The organism is Microbacterium sp. Ru50, from assembly GCF_002920555.1.
GTDB lineage: Bacteria > Actinomycetota > Actinomycetes > Actinomycetales > Microbacteriaceae > Microbacterium > Microbacterium arborescens.
Genome location: NZ_PQSV01000006.1, coordinates 58,809 through 84,406 on the forward strand (window position 1 = coordinate 58,809; position 25,598 = coordinate 84,406).

The 25,598-nt window shown below is 70.9% G+C and carries 19 protein-coding genes; 10 read left to right on the top strand and 9 right to left on the bottom strand.

Annotated elements, in window-relative coordinates; genetic code table 11:
- Window positions 1-216 precede the first annotated feature (216 nt).
- Complete coding sequence (locus tag C3481_RS15295) at window positions 217-1,926, top strand: cell wall metabolism sensor histidine kinase WalK (RefSeq protein ID WP_103843190.1); 1,710 nt, start codon at window positions 217-219, stop codon at window positions 1,924-1,926.
- A gap of 51 nt (window positions 1,927-1,977) precedes the next feature.
- The gene (locus C3481_RS15300; RefSeq protein WP_146053669.1) at window positions 1,978-3,039 is read left to right on the top strand and encodes a HAMP domain-containing sensor histidine kinase; all 1,062 of its coding nucleotides are present in this window, start codon (window positions 1,978-1,980) and stop codon (window positions 3,037-3,039) included.
- Here C3481_RS15300 and C3481_RS15305 read toward each other — a convergent pair.
- The 6 genes from C3481_RS15305 to bsh form a co-directional block, all read right to left on the bottom strand.
- Window positions 3,031-4,662, bottom strand: a complete 1,632-nt coding sequence (locus C3481_RS15305; protein WP_103843194.1) for a hypothetical protein — start codon at window positions 4,660-4,662, stop codon at window positions 3,031-3,033. The two genes, C3481_RS15300 and C3481_RS15305, sit on opposite strands and share 9 nt — an antisense overlap.
- Window positions 4,663-4,885: 223 nt before the next feature.
- Window positions 4,886-6,538 carry an alpha-amylase family protein gene (locus tag C3481_RS15310; RefSeq protein ID WP_103843196.1) on the bottom strand — a complete coding sequence of 551 codons (1,653 nt, stop codon included), beginning with the start codon at window positions 6,536-6,538 and terminating at the stop codon, window positions 4,886-4,888.
- A complete protein-coding gene (locus tag C3481_RS15315; protein WP_103843198.1) occupies window positions 6,535-7,545 on the bottom strand; it encodes an LLM class flavin-dependent oxidoreductase in 1,011 nt (336 codons plus the stop codon). Before C3481_RS15315 ends, C3481_RS15310 begins: the two co-directional genes overlap by 4 nt.
- Window positions 7,546-7,619: 74 nt before the next feature.
- Entirely contained in the window at window positions 7,620-7,991 is a 372-nt protein-coding gene (locus tag C3481_RS15320; RefSeq protein WP_023954314.1) for a sigma factor, read from the bottom strand.
- 169 nt (window positions 7,992-8,160) lie between these two features.
- On the bottom strand, window positions 8,161-8,331 hold the full coding sequence (locus C3481_RS15325) for a CsbD family protein (protein ID WP_023954312.1): 171 nt from the start codon (window positions 8,329-8,331) through the stop codon (window positions 8,161-8,163).
- A 139-nt stretch (window positions 8,332-8,470) separates the two neighbouring features.
- The gene (bsh, locus tag C3481_RS15330; RefSeq protein WP_071919120.1) at window positions 8,471-9,448 is read right to left on the bottom strand and encodes a choloylglycine hydrolase; all 978 of its coding nucleotides are present in this window, start codon (window positions 9,446-9,448) and stop codon (window positions 8,471-8,473) included.
- Between the two features lie 322 nt (window positions 9,449-9,770).
- On the opposite strand from bsh, the gene C3481_RS15335 reads away from it, so the two are divergent.
- The 8 genes from C3481_RS15335 (at window position 9,771) to C3481_RS15370 (ending at window position 20,604) form a co-directional block, all read left to right on the top strand.
- Window positions 9,771-10,751 (top strand): ABC transporter substrate-binding protein, encoded by a 981-nt coding sequence (locus C3481_RS15335; RefSeq protein ID WP_023954308.1) that lies wholly within the window; start codon window positions 9,771-9,773, stop codon window positions 10,749-10,751.
- Between the two features lie 66 nt (window positions 10,752-10,817).
- On the top strand, window positions 10,818-12,365 hold the full coding sequence (locus C3481_RS15340) for a sugar ABC transporter ATP-binding protein (RefSeq protein WP_258039144.1): 1,548 nt from the start codon (window positions 10,818-10,820) through the stop codon (window positions 12,363-12,365).
- Complete coding sequence (locus C3481_RS15345; RefSeq protein ID WP_023954304.1) at window positions 12,362-13,405, top strand: ABC transporter permease; 1,044 nt, start codon at window positions 12,362-12,364, stop codon at window positions 13,403-13,405. The genes C3481_RS15340 and C3481_RS15345 overlap by 4 nt, the downstream gene beginning before the upstream one ends.
- Complete coding sequence (locus C3481_RS15350; protein WP_023954302.1) at window positions 13,402-14,424, top strand: sugar ABC transporter permease; 1,023 nt, start codon at window positions 13,402-13,404, stop codon at window positions 14,422-14,424. The genes C3481_RS15345 and C3481_RS15350 overlap by 4 nt, the downstream gene beginning before the upstream one ends.
- Window positions 14,425-14,470: 46 nt before the next feature.
- Window positions 14,471-16,039, top strand: a complete 1,569-nt coding sequence (locus C3481_RS15355; protein WP_036305759.1) for a sugar ABC transporter ATP-binding protein — start codon at window positions 14,471-14,473, stop codon at window positions 16,037-16,039.
- A complete protein-coding gene (locus C3481_RS15360; RefSeq protein WP_023954298.1) occupies window positions 16,032-17,045 on the top strand; it encodes a LacI family DNA-binding transcriptional regulator in 1,014 nt (337 codons plus the stop codon). The genes C3481_RS15355 and C3481_RS15360 overlap by 8 nt, the downstream gene beginning before the upstream one ends.
- 49 nt (window positions 17,046-17,094) lie before the next feature.
- Window positions 17,095-17,982 (top strand): hemagglutinin, encoded by an 888-nt coding sequence (locus tag C3481_RS15365; RefSeq protein WP_141097184.1) that lies wholly within the window; start codon window positions 17,095-17,097, stop codon window positions 17,980-17,982.
- A gap of 72 nt (window positions 17,983-18,054) precedes the next feature.
- Window positions 18,055-20,604 (top strand): bifunctional lysylphosphatidylglycerol flippase/synthetase MprF, encoded by a 2,550-nt coding sequence (locus tag C3481_RS15370; protein ID WP_144083393.1) that lies wholly within the window; start codon window positions 18,055-18,057, stop codon window positions 20,602-20,604.
- Here C3481_RS15370 and C3481_RS15375 read toward each other — a convergent pair.
- The 3 genes from C3481_RS15375 to C3481_RS15385 all read right to left on the bottom strand — a co-directional run bounded on the left by C3481_RS15375 (window position 20,573) and on the right by C3481_RS15385 (window position 25,578).
- Window positions 20,573-21,877, bottom strand: coding sequence for an esterase family protein (locus C3481_RS15375; RefSeq protein ID WP_023954292.1), 1,305 nt, complete (start codon window positions 21,875-21,877; stop codon window positions 20,573-20,575). The two genes, C3481_RS15370 and C3481_RS15375, sit on opposite strands and share 32 nt — an antisense overlap.
- Before the next feature lie 165 nt (window positions 21,878-22,042).
- A complete protein-coding gene (locus C3481_RS15380) occupies window positions 22,043-22,558 on the bottom strand; it encodes an ASCH domain-containing protein (RefSeq protein WP_023954290.1) in 516 nt (171 codons plus the stop codon).
- Window positions 22,555-25,578 (bottom strand): glycoside hydrolase family 38 C-terminal domain-containing protein, encoded by a 3,024-nt coding sequence (locus C3481_RS15385; protein ID WP_103843202.1) that lies wholly within the window; start codon window positions 25,576-25,578, stop codon window positions 22,555-22,557. The genes C3481_RS15380 and C3481_RS15385 overlap by 4 nt, the downstream gene beginning before the upstream one ends.
- Window positions 25,579-25,598: the final 20 nt, after the last annotated feature.

Below are 25,598 nucleotides of genomic sequence, written 5' to 3' on the forward strand. Positions count from 1 at the left end.
TGCTTTCTTGATTCGAACGGAGGAGTTCGTGAATCCCGCTCCGGGGTGGTTCGTCCGAGACGAACACGCCAGTGGAGGGCTCACGTTCGTGGCGACACGCCTGCGTGGCATGCGCACCAAAGAGACAGCGTACGCTATCGGTCGACGTTATCAAAGCCGCGCCTGTCCCCCCGGGCCGTCCTCGATCTCTCATGCACCCTCGATCGGAGACCCCGGATGCCCCTGTTCGAACCGCAGCGTGCGCGCGCCGGTCGCATCCGGGTGTTCACCCGAGCGCAGCTGCCTTTCGTGATCGGCACGCTCGTCGTGCTCGCCGCTCTCGCCGTCGGCGCGCCGGCCTCGCTCTCGTCGCCGCTCGTGGGCGCCGCGGTGGTCCTCGTCATCGTGGCGTCGATGGCCGGCACGCTCGTCCCGTGGGAGCTGTTCTCGTCGTCCTGGCTGATCGCCGTGGCCATGGCCGACATCGTCGCCGTCGCACTCCTGCGCACCGAAGTGGTCTGGCTGCTCCCCGGGGTGAGCATGCTCGCGATCTTCCCGATCCTCTGGATCGCGTACGGCTTCCCACCGGTGGCGTTCACCGCTGCAGTGGGCGGCGCGGCGTTCATGACCTCGCTTCCCTTCCTCGTCCGCGGCAGCTGGCCCGCGACGCCGCTGGAATGGGCCAACGTCTTCACCCTGCCCGGGCTCATCCTGGCCGTGGCCGTCGTCGTCAACATCGCCGCCCAGCATCTGCGTCGCAACGCCCACCATCTCCGCGCGTCGCACGAGGAGCGCGCCCGCGCGCTCGCGCAGGCGCACGACAACGAACTCGTCCTGCGCACGGTGCTCGACAACGTTCGCAGCGGCGTCGCGCTGTACGACGATGCCGGCCGCCTCGTCCTGGCGAACCGCACGGCCGAGGACCTGTCGCGGGCGATGGGCTTCGCTCTCGACGAAGCGCCCTACGCCGGCGACGCCGTCCTCGCCGCCGACCGGACCACGCCGGTGCCCCACAGCGAACAGCTCATCCCGCGCGCCCTGCGCGGCGACAGCGTGGGCGAGGCCGTCGAATGGGTCGGTCCGATGGCGGAGCAGCGCGCCATCCTGGCCGATTCCGACCGGGTACGTCGTACCGACGGCACGCTGCTGGGAACGCTCGTCGTCGCCCACGACGTGACCGAGATGGCCGACGCCGCGCAGATCCGTCACGACTTCCTGCGGACGGTGTCGCACGAGCTGCGCACGCCGCTCACGAGCGTGACCGGTTACCTCGACCTCCTCACCGAACGGGTCCGGCCGGAGGATCCGGCCGCGACCCGCTATCTCTCGCTCGTCGAGCGCAACGTCCTCGTGCTGACGGACCGGATCAACGAGCTCCTCGCCGCCGCCTCGACCGACACCGAGGTGTCGCCGCGCCCCGTGACCCTCAGCGACCTGATCGCCTCGGCGGTGCGTGCCGTCACGCCGCAGGCCGAGCGCCGCGGCAGCTCGATCCAGCAGATCGGGGCGACCGACGAGCGCGTCGTGCTCGACCCCGTCCGCATCCGCCAGTCGCTGGAGGAGCTGATGGTGAACGCCGTGAAGTTCAGCCCACCCGCTTCCGCCGTCGTCATCGGCCAGCGCGTGGACGACACGGGCATCCACATCGTCGTCAGCGACAGCGGGCCCGGGCTGACCTCCCTCGAACGGACCCGGGTGTTCGATCCGTTCTACCGCACCGAGTATGCCCGCCAGCACGCGATCCAGGGCTTCGGCATCGGACTCTCCGTCGTGCGCAATGCGGTCGTGGCGCACGGGGGGCGCGTGCGAGTGGGAGCTTCGGCGTCGGGCGGCACCGCAATGGCCATCGTCCTGCCGACCGTCCTGCCGGCCCCCTCGCCGACGGACTGGGCGCACGACGCCCCGGTGTCAAGTCCGGGCGGGACATTCGTCGCGACAGGAGAATGATCCCGACGCTGAGACTCTCGACAACTCGGCCCGTTCGAGGTGACGACGACGATGAGCCCTTCCCCCTATGACCACGCCCCTGCGGCCGAGGCCGCCTTCGCCGGCGTCGCGACCGACTGGGCGGCGCAGGTGACGTCGGTCGGGATCGTCGAGCTCTACGACGCGGGCGTGGTGCGGTCGTGGAACCCCGGGGCGGAGCGACTGAAGCGGTACGCCGCGGCGGACGTCATCGGCACGTCCTTCACCCGGTTCTACCGGACCGAGGACCGCGAACGCGGCCGTCCGGAGCGGCTGCTCGCCACCGCACGCACCGACGGATCGGTCGAGGACACCGGCTGGCGGGTCCGCGGCGACGGCTCGCTCTTCTGGGCGCATGTGCTCATCACGGCCGTCCGCGACGAGGATGGCGCACCCGCGGGGTTCGTCAAGATCGTGCGCGACCTGAGCGAGGCCAAGCGCATCGATGACGAGAAGGACGGCTTCCTCCGCGCGTTCGCCCACGACCTCCTCTCGCCGATCACGGCCCTGCGCGGGTATGTCGATCTGCTCGAGGACGAGATCCCCGAAGCTCAGGCGGGCCTGCTGCAGCACGTCTCACACGTCACCGACCACATCATCGCGATGGTGGGCGAGCTCTCCGCGCACGTACGCGGCGGTCACGGCGACGAGAGCGAGGAGACCGAGCTGCTGGCACTCGCCCGCGAGGCGGCCGAGCTCGTGCTCCCGGGAGACGTCAACGAACGGGTGGATGTGCGCGGCACCGGGCACGCCTGCGTGTCGACCGATCGCGCCCTGCTGCGCCGCGCGCTCGCGAACATCATCGACAACGCAGCGAAGTACAGCGAGGACGCGATCGTGATCTCGGTGTCGGAGGAGCCGGATGCCGCGGTCGTGGCGGTCGCCGACAGCGGGCGCGGCATCGATCCGGCCGACCTCGCGACGATCTTCGAGCCGTACCGCCGGGGACGGCTCTCCGACCCCGGCGACGGCGGCACCGGCGTCGGACTCGCGAGCGTACGCGACATCGCACGACGACTCGGCGGCGAGGCGTCCATCGAGAGCACCCCGGGGGTCGGGACGACGGTCACCCTGCGCCTGGCGCCCTCACCGTGACGCCGGGAGGACCGTCTCGAGGACGACGTCGCCGCCGTCCTGGAAGACGCGCCGCCCGATGGTCCCGAGGCCACGTCCGGGACGAGGGGCGAGGCGGCCCGGCGAGGCGACCCGCAGCAGCAGCGATCCCGAGCCGGTGACACGCGCGACCACCTGAGCGCGCCGCGCGCCGGAGTGCTTGACGGCGTTGACGAGCGCTTCGGTGACGACCGAGACGACGCGCTCGGCGGTCTCGGGGTCGCGCAGCCGCATCCGGACGGCGTCGTCGATCTGCTGCATGACCGCGACGGCCGGCGCCCACGCCTCGATCAGGCGGTCGAGCGATTCGCCCGGCGGCATCCTCTCGTCGGATCCGGCGTGGAGGATCGCGCGGAACGCAGCCTCCGTGCGGCTCCGGAAGTCCGCGACCTCGTCGGGCGTCGGGGCGCGCTCGTCGACGCGGGCCGCGAAGACGACGCACGCACCCTGTGCGCGGCCGTGCAGCACGTCGACACCCCGGCGGACCGGTGCGCTCTCGTCGACCTCGGCCGCCTCACGGGCCACCTCCGCGAGTCCGCCCGCAGCACGACGCTCGTCGGCTCCGGCCCGCGAAAGGGCGTCGCGGCAGAGACCGACCAGCACCGCGACGACGGGGACCGCGAGCACCGGCACGAGCCCGAGCACCCCGATGCGCGGCAGGAAGAGGTAGGTGACGACGCTCATCCCGGCCCCGGCGGCGGTCCAGACGGCCACGAACGCGGCGGGACGCGGGGGACGGGCCCAGCGACGCATGGCGACGCCGGCGACGAGGTCGACGAGGATGCCGCCGACGAGACCGGCGAGCCCCACCCCCGCTCCGCCGGCCGCGACGGCGTAGGGGAAACAGGCCAGCGCGTAGAGCGGGGCGACACTGAGCCAGGGCGGGGCGACCAGCCGCATCGACAGCGGCGCGTCCGCGTCGTCCGGCAGGGGCGGCTCGAGCGGTCCGTCGTCGTCGTACGAGCGCAGCAACCGGTCGACGCGGTGGCTCAGTCCGCGGACGTCTTCGGAGAACGCGCGGACGGCCTCGAAGTCGACGGGACCGTCGAGCATCCGCTCACGCGAGCGGCGGAGCATCGCGATGCCGCTCACGAGCGCCTCCCTCGCCTCCGCCGCGATGCGCTGCCGCCGCGCCTCCGCGCTCGCGACCCGCGCGAGGGCGGCGCGCAGCCGGTCGGCGGCGGCACGCGAGGCGGCGTGCCGCGAGGTGATGACCGCGACGATCGACAGCAGCGCGACGGCGGTCACGAGGTTGGTCGCGATGCGCGACGGCATCGGTCCGCTCGGGGCGATGCCGAACAGCGCCGAGCTGATCGCGTCGTTGACGAAGGATCGCATCGTCGCCACCACGAGCAGGGCGCCGAGCACCAGCGCGCCGCGGCCGGCGCGCGACGACATACGGCGTTCCGCGACGGCGACCGGCACGAGCAGCGCCGCCAGGACCGCCCACCCGAGGGCGGCCACCGCCGCGCCGCGCAGATAGGCCTCGATGCCGACGCCACCGACGGAGGGCACCGAGAAGATCCCCGCCACCAGCAGCGACACGGCGGCGCTCCAGCGCGTGTAGAAGCCGCCGCCCGAGACTGCGCTCCACCAGGTCGTCATGCGGGCTCCACGCGCTCACGTTACCGGCGGGCCGGCTGATGCCGCAGCCGGGCCCGGCCGAGTTCGCCCCCCGCCGTGACGATCGCCAGCTGGCAATGCGACGCAGGGGCGGACGGTCCCCCCAGCCGTCCGCCCCACGCCCTCGCCGTCCCCGTCTCCATCCTGATCGTGAGCGTCGCCGCGGAGCGGTCCTGGGCGCGGAATTCACCCGCCGGTTCACCCGTCAGCGAAGGCGTCCGTCCCCGGGGCGGGTGACGCGGAGACGGCGCGCCCCGTAGCCGTCGAGGTCCATCGAGACGATGGCACCGTCGAGCAGCCAGCTCTCGCCGGACGCCAGACAGACGAGCTCGGTCCCGGACGGTTCATCGCCGAGATCGACGTCGAACGAGACGGGTTCGCCGGCGAAGTTGTGCACGGCCACGAAGCGGCTCCCGCTCGTGCGGGCGCCGTGGGCGAGCACGGATGCAGCGGTGACGGGCAGCAGTTCGAGGTCGCCCCAGCCGATCTCGGGAGACTGCCGATAGGTCTGCGCGAGTCCCTTCACGAACGTGAACAGCGAGTCCGGAGCCAGCAGCTGCGTCTCGACGTTCACGTGCTGGGGCGCGTAGGGCCCGTCCGGCGCGGGCAGCGGATGGGCGCCCACGGGCGCCGTCGAGAAACCGCCGTCGGGACGCCACTGCATCGGCACCCGCACCGCGTCGCGCTCCTCGATCTCGAGGTTCTCGCCCATGCCGATCTCTTCGCCGTAGAGCAGCACAGGCGTTCCCGGCAGCGAGAACAGGAGGCTGTAGACGAGGCGGATACGACGCGGGTCGCCGCCGAGCATCGGTGGAAGCCGGCGCCGGATTCCGCGGCCGAAGACCTGCATCGACTCCTCGGGCGCGAATGCCGCGAAGACCTCTGAGCGCTCGGCATCCGACAGCTGATCGAGGGTGAGCTCGTCGTGGTTGCGGACGAAGTTGGCCCACTGCGAGATCGTCGAGATGTCCGGCCGGCCCGCGAGCGAGGCGCGCAGCGGCTCCGGGTCCTCCCGCGCGAGGGCGAGGTACAGTGCTTGGTTGCTCGCGAAGTCGAACTGCATGTGCAGCTCGCCGTCGCCGTCGGCGCCGAAGTACGCGGCCTGTTCGTCATGGGGGACGTTGACCTCGCCCACGAGCATCGCATCGCTCGACCGGCGCTGGGCGAAGCGGCGCAGCGCGCGCAGGACATCGTGATCGCGCTGCGGCTCGCGGCGCTCGGGCGAGGACACGAACGACGGAACCGCATCCACTCGGAAGCCCGACACCCCCAGCTGCAGCCAGAACCCCATGATCTTGGCCAGCTCGCGCTGCACGGCCGGGTTCTCGGCGTTGAGGTCGGGCTGGTGGGCGTAGAAGCTGTGGAGGTAGTACTGCTCGGTCCTGTCGTCCCATTCCCAGACGCCGTCCTCCTCGCCCGGGAACTGCGTCTCGCGAGGGTCGTCGGGGATCTCGTCCCGCCAGACGTAGAAGTCGCGGTAGGGCGACTGCCGGCTCTCGCGCGACGAGAGGAACCACGGATGCTGATCGGAGGTGTGGTTCATGACGAGATCGACGATGACCCGGATGCCGCGGTCCTCGGCGGTACGGATGAGCTCGACGAAGTCGCCGTGGGATCCCACCCGCGGATCGACCCCGTAGTAGTCCGACACGTCGTAGCCGTTGTCGCGCCCGGGCGTCGGGTAGAAGGGCATGAGCCACAGACACGTCACTCCGAGATCTGCGAGGTACGGCAGTCGCCGGGCGAGGCCCTGCAGGTCGCCGTCACCGTCGCCGTCGTCGTCGAGGTACTTCTCGACGTCCACGCAGTAGAGCACGGCGTTCTTCCACCACAGGTCGCTCGTGTCGGAGATCCTCATCCGGCACCTCCCGCGACCTGGGTCTCAGCGCCCAGTCGTTCGCGCAGGGCTCCGAGGAGAGCACTGGCCCGTTCGCCGAGGAAGGCCCACTGGTCCTGCGAGATCTCGTGGATGTAGAGCCGGTCGAAGCCGGTCTCGACGAGCTCGGCGAGACGATCGGCCAGGTCGGCGACGCCGCTCGGGGAATCGTCCGCGATGAGCACGTGCTCGGCGAGCTCGGCGTCGCTGGGGTCGCCGGCCCGGGCCGCGAAGTCCTCGGGCTGCGCGATGTCCCAGGCCTCCGGCGGCGTCACGACCCCGTGCAGCCACTGGTCGCGTACGAGCGCGGCGGCTTCCTCCCTCGAGCCGGCGAGCGCGATGTGCACCTGAAGGCAGGTGGGCCCGAGGCCTCCGGCATCCAGGTACGCGTCGACGATCTCGGCGACCTGGTCGCGGCTGGTGCCGACGGTGACGAGCCCGTCCGCCCAACCGGCGGCCCAGCGTGCGGTCTCGGGTGAGGCGGCGGTGGCCATGAGGGTCGCCGGCCCGGTGGGCAGGCTCCACAGGCGTGCTTCGTGGACGCGGATGCGGCCGTCGTGATCGACCCGCTCGCCGGCCAGCAGTGCGCGCATGACCTCGACGCACTCCCCCAGGCGCGCCGTTCGTTCGTCCTTCGCGGGCCACGCGGCGCCGGTGACGTGCTCGTTGAGCAGCTCGCCGCTGCCGAGGGCGGCGAAATAGCGGCCCGGGAACATCTCGGCGAGGGTGGCGATCGCTTGCGCGCTGACGACAGGGTGGTAAAGCTGACCGGGGGTCGAGACCGACCCGATGGGGAATCGCGTCGAGGCCAGTGCGGCCCCGAGCCAGGCGATCGTGTTGCCCGAGTGGCCCTGGCGCGGGGTCCAGGGCGCAAGGTGGTCGGCGCTGAACGCCCCGTCGAAGCCGACGCGTTCAGCCGCGATGACGGCTTCCAGGAGCGCGCTGGGCGCGAGCTGTTCGTGCGAAGCGTGATATCCGATGAAGGCCATGCCCCAGTCTTTCGGCCGCGTGGAGCCGATGACCTCCGGTTGCCCGATCGGGCCTGTTGCGGTACGGGGCCGTGTCAGGCTCGGCCGGTGGCGTCGTGAAGGCGTGTCAGCGCGTCGCGCATCTCGGCGAGCCGGCCGCGCCCGACGGCGCGACGCCGGAGGCGGGCGAGGATCCACGCCCGCACGGTGCCCGCGCCCGCGTCGAACCAGCGCGCCTCGCGCCAGACGTCGAGGAAAGCCTGGCGCACGGCTTCCTCGGCGGCCTCCCGGCTCGCAGTCAGCCGCAGCGCGAGCCCGAAGGCGGCGCCGGCGGTGGCGTCGTACAGCTCGGCGAACGCACTCCGGTCTCCCGCGGCGACAGCGGTGAGGAGGGCGTGGAGCTGGGCCTCGGAGCCGGGACGTGAGGGCTCGTCCGCGGTCGTGTCCGGCGCGAGCAGATCGGTCATGAGGGAATCGTGCTGCGCGAACGGGCCGCCGGGAAGCGCTTGAGTCTCGGCACCTCCCGTGGTAGGTCGATGCAGTCAGGTGAATACATCCGTCGCGGGTGTGCCGGGCAGGCGGACAGCGAAGCGCCCCGGAGCCGAAGACCCCGGGGCGCTCGCGTGAGGAAGCGTCTTACTTGAAGGCGTCCTTGACGTTCTCGCCGGCCTTCTTGACGTTGGCGGCGGTCTGGTCCTTGTGGCCTTCGGCTTCGAGACGCTCGTTGTCGGTGGCCTTGCCGGTGGCCTCCTTGGCCTTGCCCGCGAGGTCCTGAGCTGCGTTCTTGATCTTGTCGTCGAGTCCCATATCGGCCCCTTCCGTCGATCTGCGTCCGGGTCTGACCCCGGATGCCGGGACGCTTCATCCCGGTTCCCACACGGTAGGTCGACCCGATCCGCACGCGCACCTGCTCGCGTTACGGCCGGGAATGCGGTATGGCCCGCCGTCAGTTCTGCATGTTGATCTGCTGCCCCTTCACGAGCGGATAGTGCACGAGCGAGTCTGCGTCGAGGTCCTCGCGATGCATGTCGACGCCGGAGATCTGGCTGTTCTCGTACGTCGTGTAGTAGTAGACGCCGGTGTCGGTGTTGCAGCACGACGAGTAGATCGTGATCTCGTACTTGCCCTCCTCGCCCACGTGCACGCAGCCGCGCTGCTGAGCCACCGATCCCAGGATCTGGAAGAACTGACTGATCGACTCCGACTCGGACTCGCCCGCGACGGAGTTCATCCTCGTGAACGCGGCTTTGACGAAGCGCGACGACGACGAGAGATCCCCGGGGAGCCCGATCGCGCCCATGCCGCGGCTGTACTGGTCCAGCCCGAGCTCGGGAGCGAAGGTGTTCTCGGGCGGATAGGTCGACAGGTGCATGTAGTCGTTGAGGCCGAACAGCTGGACGTCGAAGGTCGGGTTGTTCGTCAGCACGCCCACGGGATTGTCGTACACCCGCAGCCCTTCGCGAACGCTCTCGACCGTGATCGACCGTGATCGATCCGCGATGATCCAGTGCAGCGGCGACGCCGGGAAGGCGTCGCTGAAGGAGACGTCGGTGATGGTGACGTCGGCAAGCGCCGCCTCGACCTCGTCGACGGTCTCGAAACGACCGAGAACCCAGGGGATGAGCTCGAAGGACGCGATGTTGGTCGTCCCCGCTTTCTCGGGCTTGTAGTCGGCGTTGTCGGGGAAGTTCAGCCCCGCCATGCCGAGCCCGCGCTCGTTGACCGCGTCGTAGTACAGCGGATAGCCGTCGGCGATCGTCGCGATGCCGATGATCGCGTGGTGGCTCTCGAGCGCGTCGGTCGCCCGCAACCGGAAGGGGAAGTTGCGCGGGGTCACGACCACCTCCTCGTGATACGAGAACTCGAGGTCGAGATTGCGGCCGAAATAGTGGTTCTGAGTGGTGTAGCTGACACCTGTGCACACGGTGCACCTCCTGTCACGATGGGCCGCCCGTCGGCCCTCGCCCCACCCCTACCCGACGGCCGACACCGCTCGACAGGGCACTTGACACGCCCACGCCCGGCTTACGACCCGGCACTCCCCGAGTCGCGTCCCCGGTGTGAGCGCTCACCTCTCCGTGACAGGATCTCGCACGCCCGCCGCTGACTGCCCCGCAGTTGCGGATTCGTTACCCGCGCAGCTCTTGACACGGCCCGCGTTGTGAGCGCTAACATTCGAGCGTCCCCCCGGGGTGACATGCATCAGAGATCCGGCGACGCCGCCGGACGAAACGAGGAGGTTTCCGATGTCCCAGGTGAAGTCCGTCGTCACCGCGATCGCCATGCTGGGCGTCGTCGCACTCAGCGCCACCGCGTGCGCGAGCTCCAGCTCGCCGGGCGGCTCCGGCGGCGACGACGTCATCACGGTCGGGTTCGCCCAGACCGGTTCCGAGAGCGGATGGCGCAGCGCCAACACCGAGTCGATCAAGGAGGCGTTCTCGGCCGAGAACGGCTTCGACCTGATCTTCAACGCCGCCGACAACAAGCCCGAGGCCCAGATCGCCGCGGTGCGCAGCTTCATCAACCAGGGCGTCGACGCGATCGTCCTCGCCCCCATCGTCAGCGACGGCTGGGACGACGTCCTCAAGGAGGCGAAGGATGCCGGCATCCCCGTCATCCTCGAAGACCGCACCGTCTCGGCATCCGAGGACCTCTACGCCAGCTGGATCGGGCTCGACTTCGAGCAGGAGGGCAAGACCGCCGGCGAGTGGGTCGCCGAGAACTTCGGCTCGAAGCCGACCAACATGGTGATCCTCGAGGGAACGACCGGCTCCTCCGCCGCCACCGATCGGCAGACCGGCTTCGACGCCGCCGTCGCCGGCACCGACATCACGGTCCTCGACTCGCAGACCGGCAACTTCACCCGCGCCGAGGGCAAGACGGTCATGGAGGGCTTCCTGCAGAAGTTCGGCTCCGAGATCAACGTCCTCTTCGCGCACAACGACGACATGGGCCTCGGTGCCCTCGACGCGATCAAGGCGGCCGGCATGAAGCCGGGCACCGATATCCAGATCGTCACGATCGACGCGGTCAAGGACGGCATGACCGCCCTGGCGAACGGCGAGTTCAACTTCATCGTCGAGTGCAACCCGCTGCTCGGCGAGAAGACGGCCGAGGTCGTGAAGTCCGTCGTCGCGGGCGAGTCGGTCGATAAGACCTACATCGTCGAAGACCAGAGCTTCACCCAGGAGCAGGCGAAGGAAGTCCTGGACAGCCGCCCCTACTGATCCGACACCACGAGTGGCGGCCGGTGCGCCGGCCGCCACTCTCCCCCTCCAGAAAGCGGGTCGATGATGACAACGGAACGCCCGGTCGCAGTCGCGATGCGCGGGATCACCATCCAGTTCCCCGGCGTGAAGGCGCTCGACGCCGTCGATCTCACGCTCTACGGCGGCGAGATCCACTCCCTCATGGGAGAGAACGGCGCCGGCAAGTCCACGCTCATCAAGGCGCTCACCGGCGTCTACGCGATCGACAGCGGCAGCATCGTCGTCGACGGACGCGAACGCTCGTTCCGCAGCACGGCCGACGCCCAGGCCGCGGGCGTCTCGACGGTCTACCAGGAGGTGAACCTGTGCGCGAACCTGTCGGTCGCCGAGAACGTGATGCTCGGCAACGAGGTGCGCCGCGGCGGACGCATCGACTGGCGAGCGACCCACGAGGCGGCCGCCGGCCATCTCGCGGAGCTCGGTCTCGACGTCGACACGCGTTCGGTGCTGGCCAGCCACTCGATCGCCGTGCAGCAGCTCGTCGCCATCAGCCGGTCGATGGTCATCGACACGCGGGTCCTCATCCTGGACGAGCCGACGTCGAGCCTCGACCGCGGCGAGGTCGAGCAGCTGTTCGCCGTCATGCGGCGCCTCCGCGACCGCGGCGTCGCCATCCTGTTCGTCTCGCACTTCCTCGACCAGATCTACGAGATCTCCGACCGTCTCACGGTGCTGCGAAACGGCGGGCTCGTCGGGGAGTACCCCATCGCCGAGCTCGGACGCGAGGCCCTCGTGGCGCGCATGATCGGGCGGGAGCTCAGCGCCCTCGACGCCCTGTCGTCGACGGCGGAGCGCGAGATCGACCGCGACGCCGTCCCGGTCCTGCGCGCCCGGGGCGTCGGCCGGCGCGGCGTCATCGAGGCCGCCGACCTCGACGTGCACCGCGGTGAGGTCGTCGGGCTCGCCGGGCTGCTGGGCTCGGGCCGCACGGAGCTCGCGCGTCTGCTCGCCGGCGCCGACCGCTCGGACGGCGGCACCGTCGAGGTCGACGGTGCCGCCGCGCGCCTGACCAGCCCGCGGCACGCGCTCGACCGCGGCATCGCGTTCTCGTCCGAGGACCGCCGCTCCGAGGGCATCGTCGCCGATCTGACGGTCGCCGAGAACATCGTGCTCGGCGTGCAGGCGCGGCGCGGCGCGCTGCGCCGGGTTCCCCAGAGCGAGCGCGACGCGCTCGTCGCGGAGTACCTCGAAGCGCTCGGCGTCCGCCCCGCCGACCCCAACGCCCTCGTCCGCAACCTCTCGGGCGGCAACCAGCAGAAGGTGCTGCTGGCACGCTGGCTCGCCACCGCCCCCGAACTGCTCATCCTCGACGAGCCCACCCGCGGCATCGACGTCGGCGCGAAGGCCGACATCCAGCGCAAGGTCGCCGAGCTCGCGGCTCGGGGACTGGCCGTCGTGTTCATCTCCTCGGAGCTCGAGGAGGTGCTGCGCATCGCGCAACGCGTCGCGGTCCTGCGCGATCGCCGCAAGATCGGCGAGCTGATGACGCAGGATGTGGACGTCGACACACTGGTCGCCTTCATCGCCGAGGGCGACGCCGAGGACCCCTCGGGTAAGGAGAAGATCGCGTGAAGAAGCTGTTCACGCACCGGCTCGTCTGGCCGGTGCTCGCCCTCGTGGCCCTGATCGCGGTCAACACCGTGTCGCGGCCCTCGTTCCTGAGCGTGACGGTGCAGAACGGGCAGCTGTACGGCTCGCTCATCGACATCCTCCGCAACAGCGCCCCGCTCATGCTCGTCGCCCTCGGGATGACGCTCGTGATCGCCACGCGAGGGATCGACCTCTCTGTCGGCGCGATCATGGCGGTCTCGGGCGCCGTCGCCCTGACGATCATCGAGGCCTCGCCCGAGCCGGGGAACCTCGGCATCGTCGCGATCGCCATCGCGGCGGGCGTGGGCACCTCGCTCGTCCTCGGCGCCTGGAACGGCTTCCTCGTCGCCGTGCTCGGCATCCAGCCGATCATCGCCACCCTCGTTCTCATGCTCGCCGGGCGGGGCGTCGCCCTGCTCATCACCCGCGGGTTCATCACGACGATCAACAGCGAGCCCTACCAGTTCATGGCGCAGGGCTACGTCTTCGGTCTCCCCTTCGCCCTGTGCGTCTCGGTCGCCGCGATCGTCGTCGTCGCCGTCGTCCAGCGGCGCACCGCCCTGGGGATGCTGACCGAGGCCGTCGGCATCAATCCCGAGGCCAGCCGGCTGGCGGGCGTCCGTTCCCGCGGGATCATCTGGGGCACCTACATCGCCAGCGGCACCCTCGCCGGCATCGCCGGCATCCTCTACAGCTCGAACATCATGGCCGCCGACGCGAACGCAGCCGGCATGTACATCGAGCTCGACGCCATCCTCGCCGTCGTGCTCGGCGGCACCTCCCTCGCCGGCGGCAAGTTCAGCATCGCCGGCACCGTCATCGGCGTGTTCACGATCCAGACCCTCAAGACCACGATCACCTTCCTCGGGGTGCCGCCCGCCGTGAGCCCCGTTTTCATGGCCGGAGCGGTACTGGTAGTCGTCCTGCTCCAGTCGCGCCGCGTGCGCGGCTGGTTCACCTCCGGCGTCCGCCCCGCGGCCCGCCCCGTCTCCACCCGCTCCGACGCGAAGGTGCTGTCATGACATCGCTCACCGCTGCTCCCCGCGCGCACGAACGCGCCCTGGCCCCGTGGCGCCGCTTCCTCAGCCGCCACATCGCCCTCGTGCCGGTGTTCGCCGCCGCCGCGATCCTCGTCATGATGATCGTGGGCGCGATGATCAACTTCCCGAACTTCCAGCTGCCCCGCATCCTGTCGTCGATCCTGCTCGACAACGCCTACCTCCTGGTGCTCGCGGTGGGGATGACGTTCGTGATCCTCACCGGCGGCATCGACCTCTCGGTCGGCGCCGTGATGGCGTTCACCGGCATCCTGTGCGCACGGCTGTTGTCGGAAGGAGTGCCTGTCGCGGTCGCGGTCCCGGCGATGATCGCGATCGGCGGTGCGATCGGCCTGCTCATCGGCGTGCTCGTCCAGTTCTTCGACGTGCAGCCCTTCATCGCCTCGCTCATCGGGATGTTCCTCGCGCGCGGCCTCGCCTTCGTCGTGAGCCTCGAGTCGATCAAGGTCGCCGACGATGGGCTGCTGTGGCTGCAGTCGACCCGGCTGTCGGTCGGCGGCGGCTGGTACATCACGCCCACCGGCATCCTGGCCCTGCTCACCGTCGTGCTCGCGGCACTGGTGCTGCGCTACACGCGCTTCGGTCGCACCGTCTACGCCATCGGCGGCAGCGAGCAGTCGGCGCGCCTCATGGGCCTGCCGGTCGTCCGCACCCGCCTGCTGGTGTACGTCATCAGCGGCGTATGCGCCGGAATCGCCGGCATCGTGCTCACGGCTTACTCGGGAGCGGGCTACCCCCTCAACGGCGTCGGAACCGAGCTCGACACGATCGCCGCGGTCGTCATCGGCGGCACCCTCCTCACAGGAGGCAGCGGCTTCGTCGTCGGGTCGCTCATCGGTGTGTTCGTCTACGGCCTCATCCGCACGATCATCTCGTTCCTGGGCGCCGAGCAGTCGTGGACGCGCATCACCGTGGGTGCGCTGCTGCTCGTGTTCGTCGTGGTCCAGCGGGTGATCGTCAGCCGATCAGCGACGCGGCGGTGACGGCCCGCCGCGCCGCGGCAGCGCGGCGGGCCGTCGGCGCGGCATGATGGTGCGCATGGATCCCGAGGCGGCGCCGACGCTCGAGGTGCGCGGCGCCGACGTGCGCTTCGGCCCCGAGCAGGCGCTCGCGAACGTCGAGCTGCGGCTGTTCGCGGGCGAGGTGCACTCGCTGATGGGCGAGAACGGCGCGGGAAAGTCGACGCTCATCAAGGCGATCACCGGGGCGCTCCGCCTGGACGCCGGCGACATCCTGCTCGACGGGACGCCGGTGCACCTCGCGCGGCCCGCCGACGCGCTGGCGGCGGGTATCTCCACCGTCTACCAGGAGATCGACCTGCTGCCGAACCTCACGGTCGCCGAGAACCTCTCGCTCGGACGTGAGCCGCGTCGGTTCGGGATCATCGACCACGGCGAGATGCGGCGACGCGCGGCGACCGCGCTCGAGTCCCTCGGGGTCTCGATCGACCCGGGTTCGCTGCTATCGTCGCACTCGCTCGCGGTGCAGCAGCTCGTGGCCATCGCGCGGGCGGTGTCGGGCGCGAACCTCCGTGTGCTCATCCTCGACGAGCCGACCTCGAGCCTCGACGCCGATGAGGTCGCCGAGCTGTTCCGCGTCGTCCGCGAACTGACGGCCCGGGGCGTCGCCGTGCTGTTCGTGTCGCACTTCCTCGACCAGGTCTACGAGCTGTGCGACCGCGTCACGGTGCTGCGCGGAGGCCGGTTCGTCGGCGAGTACTCCACCACCGAGCTGCTGCGCGTCGAGCTCGTCGAGAAGATGCTCGGCGACTCCGCCGCCCGGCTCGCCGCGATCGACGAGGACACCCCGCCTCCGAGCGAAGGCCCCCTCGTGCTGTCGGCCCGCGGTGCGCGCTCGGGCCGGACACGGCATCCGTTCGACCTGGAGCTGGTCGAGGGCGAGGTGATCGGTTTCGCGGGCCTGCTCGGCTCCGGGCGCACCGAGCTCGCCCGTGCGCTCACGGGGGTCGACGGGCTCGACGAGGGCTCGGTGCTTCTGGACGGCGCCCCGCTCGGCGGGCGCGGGCCGCGGTCGGCGATCGGGCGGGGCGTCGTGTACTCGTCGGAGAACCGTCGCACCGAGGGCGTGCTGGGCGATCTCAGCGTGCTCGAGAACATCACGCTCGCCCTGCAGGCGCAGCGCGGCATCCTGCGTCCCGTGGGCGCCGCCCGCGCTCGCGAGCTCGCCCGGAGCTGGATCGAGGCTCTCAACATCCGGCCCGCCGACATCGACCGCCCGGTCCGGGAGCTCTCCGGCGGCAACCAGCAGAAGGTGCTGCTCGCCCGGCTGCTCGCGCTGTCGCCGCGCGTCGTCGTGCTCGACGAGCCGACGCGCGGCATCGACGTGGGCGCGAAGGCCGAGGTGCAGCGGCTGGTCGGCGAACTCGCCGACAACGGTGTCTCCGTCGTCTACATCTCAGCCGAGCTCGACGAGGTGCTGCGCGTCTCGCACACCGTCGCGGTCATCCGGGACGGCCGTATCGCCCACGTCCTGCCGGCCGCCGATCTGAACTCCGACCTGCTGATTGCGCTCGTGGCGCGCGCCGACGAGACCGCCGCCGAATCCGCCGCCGACAAGACCGAAGAGGCCGATGACTGACGCGCGCACGCCCCGGGCGGCGAACATCTTCGACGTCGCGAGACTGGCCGGTGTCTCGCACCAGACGGTCTCACGGGTGCTCAACGACATGCCGAACGTGCGGCCCGCGACGCGCGAACGCGTGGAGAAGGCGATCGCGCAGCTGCGCTACAGCCCCTCCCCCGCGGCTCGGGCGCTCGTGACCCGCCGCACCCGGACGATCGGCCTCATCACCCCCGGCACGGTCCAGTTCGGGCCGACGTCGGTCGCGACCCACTTCAACTTCGCCGCGCGGTCGGAGCGCTACAACGTCGACGCGATCAGCTCGCCCGAGAGCGATGTCGTCGCCGTGCGCGCGGCGATCGACGGGCTGCTGCGGCAGCGCGTCGACGCCATCGTCCTCATCGTCGTCGATCTCGACGTGCTCGCCGCCGTACAGGGGCTCGAACTCGACATCCCGCTCGTCGCCGTCGCCGCCACCAGCCGCCCGCACCCGCAGCTCGTGGCGATCGACCAGTACCGCGGCGCGCGCAGTGCCGTGCGCCATCTCGCCGAGAGCGGGCACCGGCGCATCCATCACATCGCGGGCCCCGCCCGCAACCCCGATGCCGCCGAGCGCGTGCGCGGCTGGCGCGACGAGCTCGTCGCGAGGCGGCTGGACATCCCGCCGCTCACGTACGGCGACTGGTCGGCGGCGAGCGGTTTCGGCATCGCCATCGAGAGCGACATCGCCCCGGGCGACGGTATCTTCGTGGGCAACGACCACATGGCGATCGGCGTGCTCTCCGCTCTGCGTGAGCGCGGCCTGCGGGTACCCGAGGACGTCGGCATCGTCGGCTTCGACAACGTCCCCGAGGCCGCCTTCCTCTACCCCGCCCTCACCACCGTGGAACAGGACTTCCCGGCGCTCGGCGCCCTGATCATGCAGAAGGTGCTGCTCGTGGTGGAGCAGCCCGACGTCGTGACCGAGGCCACTCCGCTGCCGACCCGCCTCATCGTCCGGCAGTCGTCGGTCTCGGACGGCTGAGCTCCGCGCTCCCAGCGTTCTCGTGACCGGGTGCGGCACGATCGTTCCCATGGTCTCTCGATCCCGGATGCGGCGGCGACGTCGGCGGATCGGGATCGCCGCGGTCCTCGTTCTGGTCCCCGTGCTGCTGGTCACGGTGATCGTGGCGATCGGCGTGACCGCGACGAACCTCGCGATGCGTCCGGGCGACGCGCGGCCGGGCGAACAGCCGCGCTCCCTCCCGCCGAACGCGGGGGCCATCGACCCCGGCAACCTCATCGACGACGCGCTGTTCTTCGATCGCGACGCGCTCTCCGCCGCCGAGATCCAGGACTTCCTCGACGACCGCATCGGCGAATGCGTGAACGGGGCGTGTCTGAATGTCGCGACCGCCGGCATCTCGTCGCGCGAGGCGCGCGTGTCCGAGCGCACGGGCGAGGTCATCTGCCGAGCGATCGAGGGCGGCGAGCTGTCCGTCGCGGAGATCATCCACCGTGCGCAGGAGGCCTGCGGGATCTCGGCCCGCGTCATCCTCGTGACCCTCCAGAAGGAGCAGTCCCTGGTCGAGGGACGCGCGGCCCGGGCACCGTCGGAGGGCCGGCTGCGTGCGGCGATGGGCGCCAGCTGCCCCGACACCGCCCCCTGTGATCCGCAGTACGACGGCGTCGGCGCGCAGATCGTCGCCGGGGCGACCGACCTGGCCTCGTACCGGGCGTCGGACTTCATGCGCCAGCCCGGCACGCATTTCATCGCCTTCCACCCCGACCCCGCGTGCGGCGGGACGGATGTCGCGATCGAGAACGACGCGACGGCGGCGCTGTACAACTACACGCCCTATCAGCCCGACCCGGCCGCGATGTCGGCGGGGTGGGGCCCGGGCGGCCCCTGCTCGTCGTACGGCAACCGCAACTTCAGTTACTACTTCGCGCTGTGGTTCGGTTCGGTGCGAGCCGGATGAGGATTCCCGCCGGATAAGTGCCCGCTGTGCGCCTGCTCTGCGCGCACAGGGGGAACCACTATCGTGCGTCAGGTGACGACATCCCCCCGCGACCTGCGTTCGCTCACCGCGGGCGCCGGCTCCTGGCTGCGCCACCGACCGGTGACGATCCTGATCGCCGTTCTCACGATCGGGCTGAGTGTCGCGGGGCTGATCTTCGAGCCGATCGACTGGGGCTTCATCCCCGCCCAGGACGCCGGTGGCGTCGGCGCGGCGACTCGTCACTGGTGGAGCTCCGTGACCTCGTTGTTCGTCGTCGAGACGGTGCCGGCGCTCATCGTGTTCGTCGTTCTCGTGCTCGTGGTGGTGGGCGCCGCCGAACGGGCGATGGGAAGCGTGCGTACCGTGATCGCGTACCTCGTCGGCGGCGTCGCGGCATCCTTCCTCGGTTTCGCGATCGACCTGTTCGAGCAGACCTACCTCGCCGGCATCCCGTTGAACGCCCCGGCCGTCGACGTGTTCTCCCCCACCGCCCCGCTGCTCGCGACGGCCATGGCGGCCAGCTCGTTCTTCGGCACGATCTGGCGGCGTCGAACTCGGCTGCTGGCGGTGCTCTCCGCCGTGACCCTCTATCTCTACTCGGGCGGCGCCAACGACCTGTTCTCGCTCCTCGCCGTGCCGGTGGGGTTCGCGCTCGGCTTCGCGCTCGGTGGACGCAGCAGCGGTTTCCGCCTCGTGCGCAGCTCGTACTACGAGAAGCGGGTGCTCCTCGCTGCCATCGTCGCGATCACGGCGATCGGCCCGGTCGTCGCCACCGCCTCAGGGTCGGGCGCGGGCCTGCTCTCGATCTACGGCTATCTCTCGATCGACCCGCTGAGCATCGTCGACGGCCAGGTGTGCGCATTCGGCTCGGCCGGCGCCCCCTGCCCCGATGACTTCTCCTCCATCTCCGATCTGCAGGGGTGGTCGAGCGTCGTGGCGCTGCTCCCGCTGATCGTCCTCCTGCTCGCGGCGCGGGGCATCCGCAACGGCCGGCGTATCGCGCTCGAGGTCGCCGTCGCGATCAACCTCGCGATGTTCGCCGGCATGCTCTACACGTTCTTCGTGATCGAGCCCGACACCGTCGCCGCCATCGGCGAGGCCGTCAACGCCGAGACCGCGGATTTCGTGTGGCAGACCCTCACCGGGGTGATCGTCGGCGCGATCGTGCCCTTGGGCGTGGCGATCGTGCTGATCCTCTTCCGGGGAGCCGCCCGGGTGACGACCACCGCCGCGGCCAAGCGCACGTTCGTCCTGACGATCGTGATCGGAACGGCGGCGACGCTCGTCGTCTCGTTCGTCGGAACGCTCCTGATCGCCGACGGCTTCCAGCCCGGGGTCGACGCACTGATGGTGTTGCGCGCGTTGCCCCTGCGTCTCGTGCCGCCGACCCTGATCCCCTCGGACATCATCGAGTTCGTGCCCGAGTCCGGTGCCGCGCAGGCGATGTGGTACCTCCCGTCGCTGGTGTTCTGGCTGATTCTGGTCGTCGCTGTCGCACGCGTGCTCGTCGACTCGCGCACCGTGCTCGACGCGCCCGACCGGCTGCGCGCCCGGGGCGTGCTCGAACGCGGTGGCGGCGACACGCTGTCGTTCATGTCGACGTGGCGCGGCAACTCCTACTGGTTCGCCCCCGGTGCCGACGCCGCGATCGCCTACCGCGTGCGCGGCACGATCGCGGTGACCCTCGGCGGTCCGTTCGGGCCCGACCACGACCGGCCCGACGTGGTGTCGGGCTTCGTGGAGTTCTGCGGCGCACACGGCTGGACGGCGGTCTTCTACAGCGTCGACGCGCGCGAGGGCAGCGTCTTCGACCACCTCGGCTGGCAGCGGATGCCGGTGGCCGAGGAGGCCGTGCTGCGCCTGCCCGACTGGAACACGGCGGGCAAGAAACGGCAGGACATCCGCACTGCGACCAACCGGGCCTCGCGCGAGGGGATCGCCGCCGTGTGGACGTCGTGGCGGGAGCTCACCTCGAGCCAGCACGCTCAGATCCGCGAGATCTCCGAGGGCTGGGTCGCCGACCGCTCGCTGCCCGAGATGGAGTTCACTCTCGGCGGCGTCGACGAGCTCGACGACCCGGCCGTGCGGGTGATGATGGCGGTGCACGAGAGCGGCCGGATCGAGGCGGTCACGAGCTGGCTGCCGATGTTCGAGCACGGAGCCGTGACGGGTTACACCCTCGATTTCATGCGCCGGCGTGGCGACGCGATGAACGGGATCATGGAATTCGTCATCGGCGCCGCCGCCGACCGGATGAAGAGCGACGGGCTCGGGCTGCTGAGCCTGTCGGGCTCGCCGCTGGCCTCGACGCAGCTCGGCGATGACGCCGAGCGCACCAACGTCGCGCGACTGCTCGACCTGCTGGGCGGGCTGCTCGAGCCGGCCTACGGGTTCCGGTCGCTGCTGAACTTCAAGCGCAAGTTCCAGCCCGAGTTCGTGCCGCTGTGGGCCGTGTACCCCGACCCCGCGATGCTGCCGGCGCTGGGCGTCGCTCTGACGCGGTGCTACCTGCCCACCCTCACCCTCGGGCAGGCGGTACGGATGGCGGGGTCGCTGCGCGAGCCCGCCGTCAGCGGCCGAGCCCCCAGTGATCGGCGATGATCTCGAGACCCTGCTGGAAGATGTAGGTCCACGAGGTCGCATCGTGGGCGCTCCCCTGCGCCTCGACGTAGGTGGCATCCATCCCCGCGGCCTGCGCGGCCTGGTAGATCCGCTGCACGCCCGGGAGGAACCCGGCGTCGTTGCTCCCGACGCCGAAGACGGCGGTCATGCCGCGGTACGGCGCGTGGGCCGCCATGATCGCGGCGGGCTTGGCCGCCTCGTAGGCTGCCCGGTCGCCGCCGAAGCCCTGCGCGATCGTCGTCGCCTCGTCACCCAGCGAGGGGAACTCCTCGCCCGAGGCGTCGAGGATCGCGCTGAAGAGCTCGGGGTGGGCCGAACCGAGCTGGATCGAGCAGGTGCCGCCCTGCGACAGGCCGCCGATGCCCCAGAAGTCGGGGGCGTCCAGAACCGGCAGGTTGGCTTTGATCCAGGTCGGCACGTCGACCGTCAGGTAGGTCGCCGAGTTGCCCAGCGGCGAATCGATGCACATCGGGTTGGCGTCGGGCGAGCCGAGCTGATCGGGCGAGACGACGATCGGGGCGAGGCCGTCGTGCGCCGACGCGTAGGCGTCGAGCGACTGCTGCAGGTGGGCGGCGATCAGCGGATCCTGGGGCTGACCGGGCTGTCCGGACAGCACGATCAGCACGGGCAGCAGCGGCGGGTTGTCGGTGAGGGCTGCGGGCGGGCGGTAGATGACGGCCGGGCGGGCGGTGAAGCCGGACGCCGTCGCGGGGATCGTGACCGTGCCGACCTCGCCGGTCGAGGGCATCCCGTCGGGGGCGGTCCAGTCGGCGATCGTCGGACGGTCGGCGTTGCTGTCGAGTGACGGCAGGTCAGCGGAACCGAATGCGGGCATCCCGAGGGCGAGGCGGACGGTCGGGTACTGTCCGAACGCGATGTTCACGCCCATGGCTGCGGTGAGCGCGAAGAGCACGATCGCCAACGGCGCGGCGACGGCCCGGCGCCAGGTGGGACGCCAGAGCGACACCAGGGCGACCCCGATGGCGGCGAACCCGAGCGCGATCCACATCCGCGAGTCGGCCGTGAGGACGACGCCGAACAGGTCGTACTGGTCCGCCAGCAGCCAGGTCAGGCCGATGCCCAGGAGTCCAGCGACGACCGCCGCCGTCGCCGCCGTCATCGTCCAGCGCCGGCGCAGCCAGCGGTTGCTCGGCCGCAGCACGACGAGGAGGACGAACGCGAGGGCAGCCGCGATGCACGTCCCGACGACGGCCGGCCCGGAGAGGATGTTCGTGTCGAGCAGCCAGTTCACATCGACCTCCCGAGGACGGCGCCGCGCCGCAGTGGCGCGACGGGCTCACCGCCCCGCCCCACAGCGTAAACCGGGCCGCGTGCTCGCCTGCGCACGCGGCCCGGTTTTCGCGGCGGTTTCATCAGCTGGGCGACGACCGCGGACCGGCGAACTCGGGCTGCGGACTCAGTCGGCGTGCTCGGGCGGCCACACGACCGAGAAACGTTCGAAGACGATGTCCTCGTCCTCCGACCACTCGGCGCCACGGGCCGCCGCGACGCGCGTCCAGTAGCGCCGGTGCTCGCGCTGCCAGCTCTCCAGCGAGAGGTCGTCCTCCCCCTCGTCGGCGGCGAAGGCGGCGTCCGCGCTCGCGAACGGCCCGAGGCGCAGCTCTGTGGTGCGGATGACGATGCGCGGGGCGCCCGTGCTGTCGCAGGCGATCCAGTGCGAGCCGATCCGCGGGATGAGGTCGCCCCGCGCGACGAAGTCGGCGACGAGCTCGGCGGTCGCGCGCTTGCCGCCCGCGAGGACGATGCCCAGCAGCTCGTCGGCCAGCCGAGCGTTGTCGCCGAAGTGCTCGACCGTGTACTCAGGAGCCGCGAGCACGGCCTCGGGATGCGCGGACCGGTACTGCTCCCACATCGCCGCGGCCGCGGCCTCGTCGAGGGGCAGGGCGCGGGAGGACCCGGTGGTCTCGGTCATCCCTCCATCCTGGCACCGGACGACACGCCCACCCGGTACGTGCGCACCTCGAAGGGTCGGAGTTCGACGGCCACGCGGCCGGCGTCGTGCACGATCTCGCCGAGGTCGTCCTCGATGAGCGATGCCTCGCGGATCGTCGCCGCACCGTCGATGCGCAGTTCGCCCGCGACACGTCGACCCGCCGGCTCGTACACGCGCACGACGAGGTCGCCCGAACGATCGGCGGCGAGCTTGACCCCCGAGACCAGGATGCCGGGCGTCGCCGTCACGAGCGGCGCCACGGGCACTCCGGTGCGCTCGCGCATCGCGGTGTTCAGCGCGAGGCCGGCGGCGGTCGCGGCCTCGATGTCGGCGCCGATCACGAGGCCGTAGCGGTGGCTCTGCTCGCCCTGATCGGTCTCGGGGTCGGGGAAGCGCGGCGCACGCAGCAGCGAGAGCCGAACCGTCGTGGTGACGCCTCGGTCGGGGTCGGCCTCGCGCGTGACGTCGTATCCGTAGGTCGAGTCGGTCACGAGGGCGGCCCCGAAGCCCGCTTCGGCGACGTGCACGAAACGGTGCATCGACGTCTCGAACTTCGCCGCCTCCCAACTGGTGTTGGTGTGGGTCACCCGCTTGGCGTAGCCGAACTGCGTCTCGGCCGCGGTGTGCTCGGCCTGGATCGCGAGCGGGAACGCGACCTTGAGGAACTTCTCGACCTCGTGCCAGTCGGTTCGCTGCGAGATCTCGATCGTGCGCGAGCCCGGGCGCAGCACGAGCTCCTGCGTGAGCGCCGAGGCCGAGAACGAGCGGGCGATGCGCACGTGGGCCGCGCCGTCGCGGATGTCGGCGGCGAGCGCGTCGATGCCGGTGATGTCGGTGACGCGGTTGCGGTAGAAGCGGTCGACGTCCCAGGCATCCCACATGTTGGGGAAGTCCTGGTGCAGCTGCAGGAGGTTGGCCGGCTCACCGGTCGGGATCGTCTCGCGGCCGGTGGCGAGATCGATCGCCGAGGTGATGAGCCCGGCGTCCGAGATCGTCACCCGGACGAGATCGTTGGTCAGCACGAATCCGCCGTCGTGCTCGCGCACCTCGACGGCACCGGCCGGGGGCGCGGCGGACGCGGCACCGAGACCCGGCACCCCGTCGCGTGTCAGCGGCGAGGCGTTGAAGACGATGCGCTCGTCGCCGCTGCCGGCCAGCAGCTCCTGGGCGCGGTCGATGAGGGCTTCGGCGGCCGCCGCGACGCGCTCGTACTGTTCGACGGCCTCGCGGTGCACCCAGGCGATCGAGGTGCCGGGGAGGATGTCGTGGAACTGCTGCAGCAGCACCTGCCGCCACAGCGCGTCGAGTTCGTCGTAGGGGTAGTCGGCGCCCGTGCGCCAGGCGGCGGTCGCCCACCAGGCCTCGGCCTCGATGAGCAGGTGCTCGGTGCGCCGGTTGCCCTGCTTGGTCTTGTGCTGGCTCGTGAGGGTCGCGCGGTGCAGCTCGAGGTACAGCTCCCCCACCCACACCGGCGGCTTCGGCAACTCCGCCATCGCGCGCTCGAAGAACGAGTCGGGATGCTCCCACTGAACACGCGCGCTGCCTTCGAGGTCGGCCAGTCGCTCGGCCTTGCCGGTCATCTCCCGGGTCGTGCCGCCGCCACCGTCGCCCCACCCGACGGGGGCGATGGATCCGGATGCCACGCGCGACTCGCGGAACTGCCGCGAGGCCTTGGCGACCTCCATGCCCGACAGCTGCGAGTTGTAGGTGTCCATCGGCGGGAAGTGGGTGAACATCCGCGACCCGTCGATGCCCTCCCAGGCGAAGGTGTGGTGCGGGAACCTGTTGACCTGGTTCCACGAGATCTTCTGCGTGAAGAACCACTCGAATCCCGCGCGGCGCATGAGCTGGGGCAGCGCCGGGGAGTACCCGAACGAGTCGGGCAGCCAGACCCCGCGCGAGCGGATTCCGAACTCCTCCTCGAAGAAGCGCTGCCCGTAGAGGAACTGGCGGGCGATCGCCTCGCCGGTAGGCATGACGGTGTCGGACTCGACCCACATGCCGCCCAGCGGCAGGAAGCGGCCCGTCGCGACGGCATCCTTCACCTTGGCCCACACCTCGGGACGATGCTCCTTGAGCCAGGCGTACTGCTGCGCACTCGACATCCCGTACTGGAAGTCGGCGCTCTCGCCCAGCAGCTCCGTCATCGTCGTGCTCGTGCGCGCGACCTTGCGGATGGTCTCGCGCACCGGCCACAGCCACGCGGAGTCGATGTGCGCGTGGCCGATCGCGGAGATACGGTGTGCGCTGGCCTCGGCGGGCGAGGCCAGCACCTCGGCGAGCGCGGCGCGCGCGTCGGCGGCGGTCTCGGGGATGCGCTGCAGGTCGAGGCGGTCGAGCGCGTCGTCGAGCGCCTGCAGGACGCGCATGCGGCGGGGCGCGGTCTCGGGCAGCTCGGCCTGCAGCTCGACGAGCACCTCGAGGTCGAGCGCGAGCTCGTGCACCTCGGGCTCGAACACGGCGAGGTCCATGTGCCGCACGGTGTAGAGGGCCCGCGGCGAGGACGTCCGGATGTCGCCCTCCTGCGTCGGGAGGAAGGGGTGGTAGTCCAACAGCACGGGGTTGGCCGCGGCCTCGATGTAGAACTCGACCTCCTCGTCGCCCGCCGCCTCCTCGGCGATGCGCACCCACTGGTTGCGCGGGTTGAGCGACTTCACGGGTTCGCCGCTCGGCAGGTACACGAGACCCTCGCACTGGAAGCCGGGCATGTTCGGATCGAAGCCGAGGTCGACGAGGGCCTCGACCCGGCGACCCGCCCACTCGGCCGGCACCCGGCCCCGCACGCGGAACCACGTCGTCGACCACGCCGGCCCCCAGGGCGATCCCGCCTCGAACGGCTCGAACTCCAGCGCCAGGCCGTCGGCCGCGGCGATGGGCTCGCCCGGCAACCGGTGCGCCGCGATCTCGAGTGGGGTGCGGTGCGAGTGGATGGCGGGGCGGATGCGCTCGGTGAGCACGCGAGCGGCGCGGCCGGTGGTGAGGGGGATGTCGTCGTGCATGGGCGGGTGGGTCCGTTCAG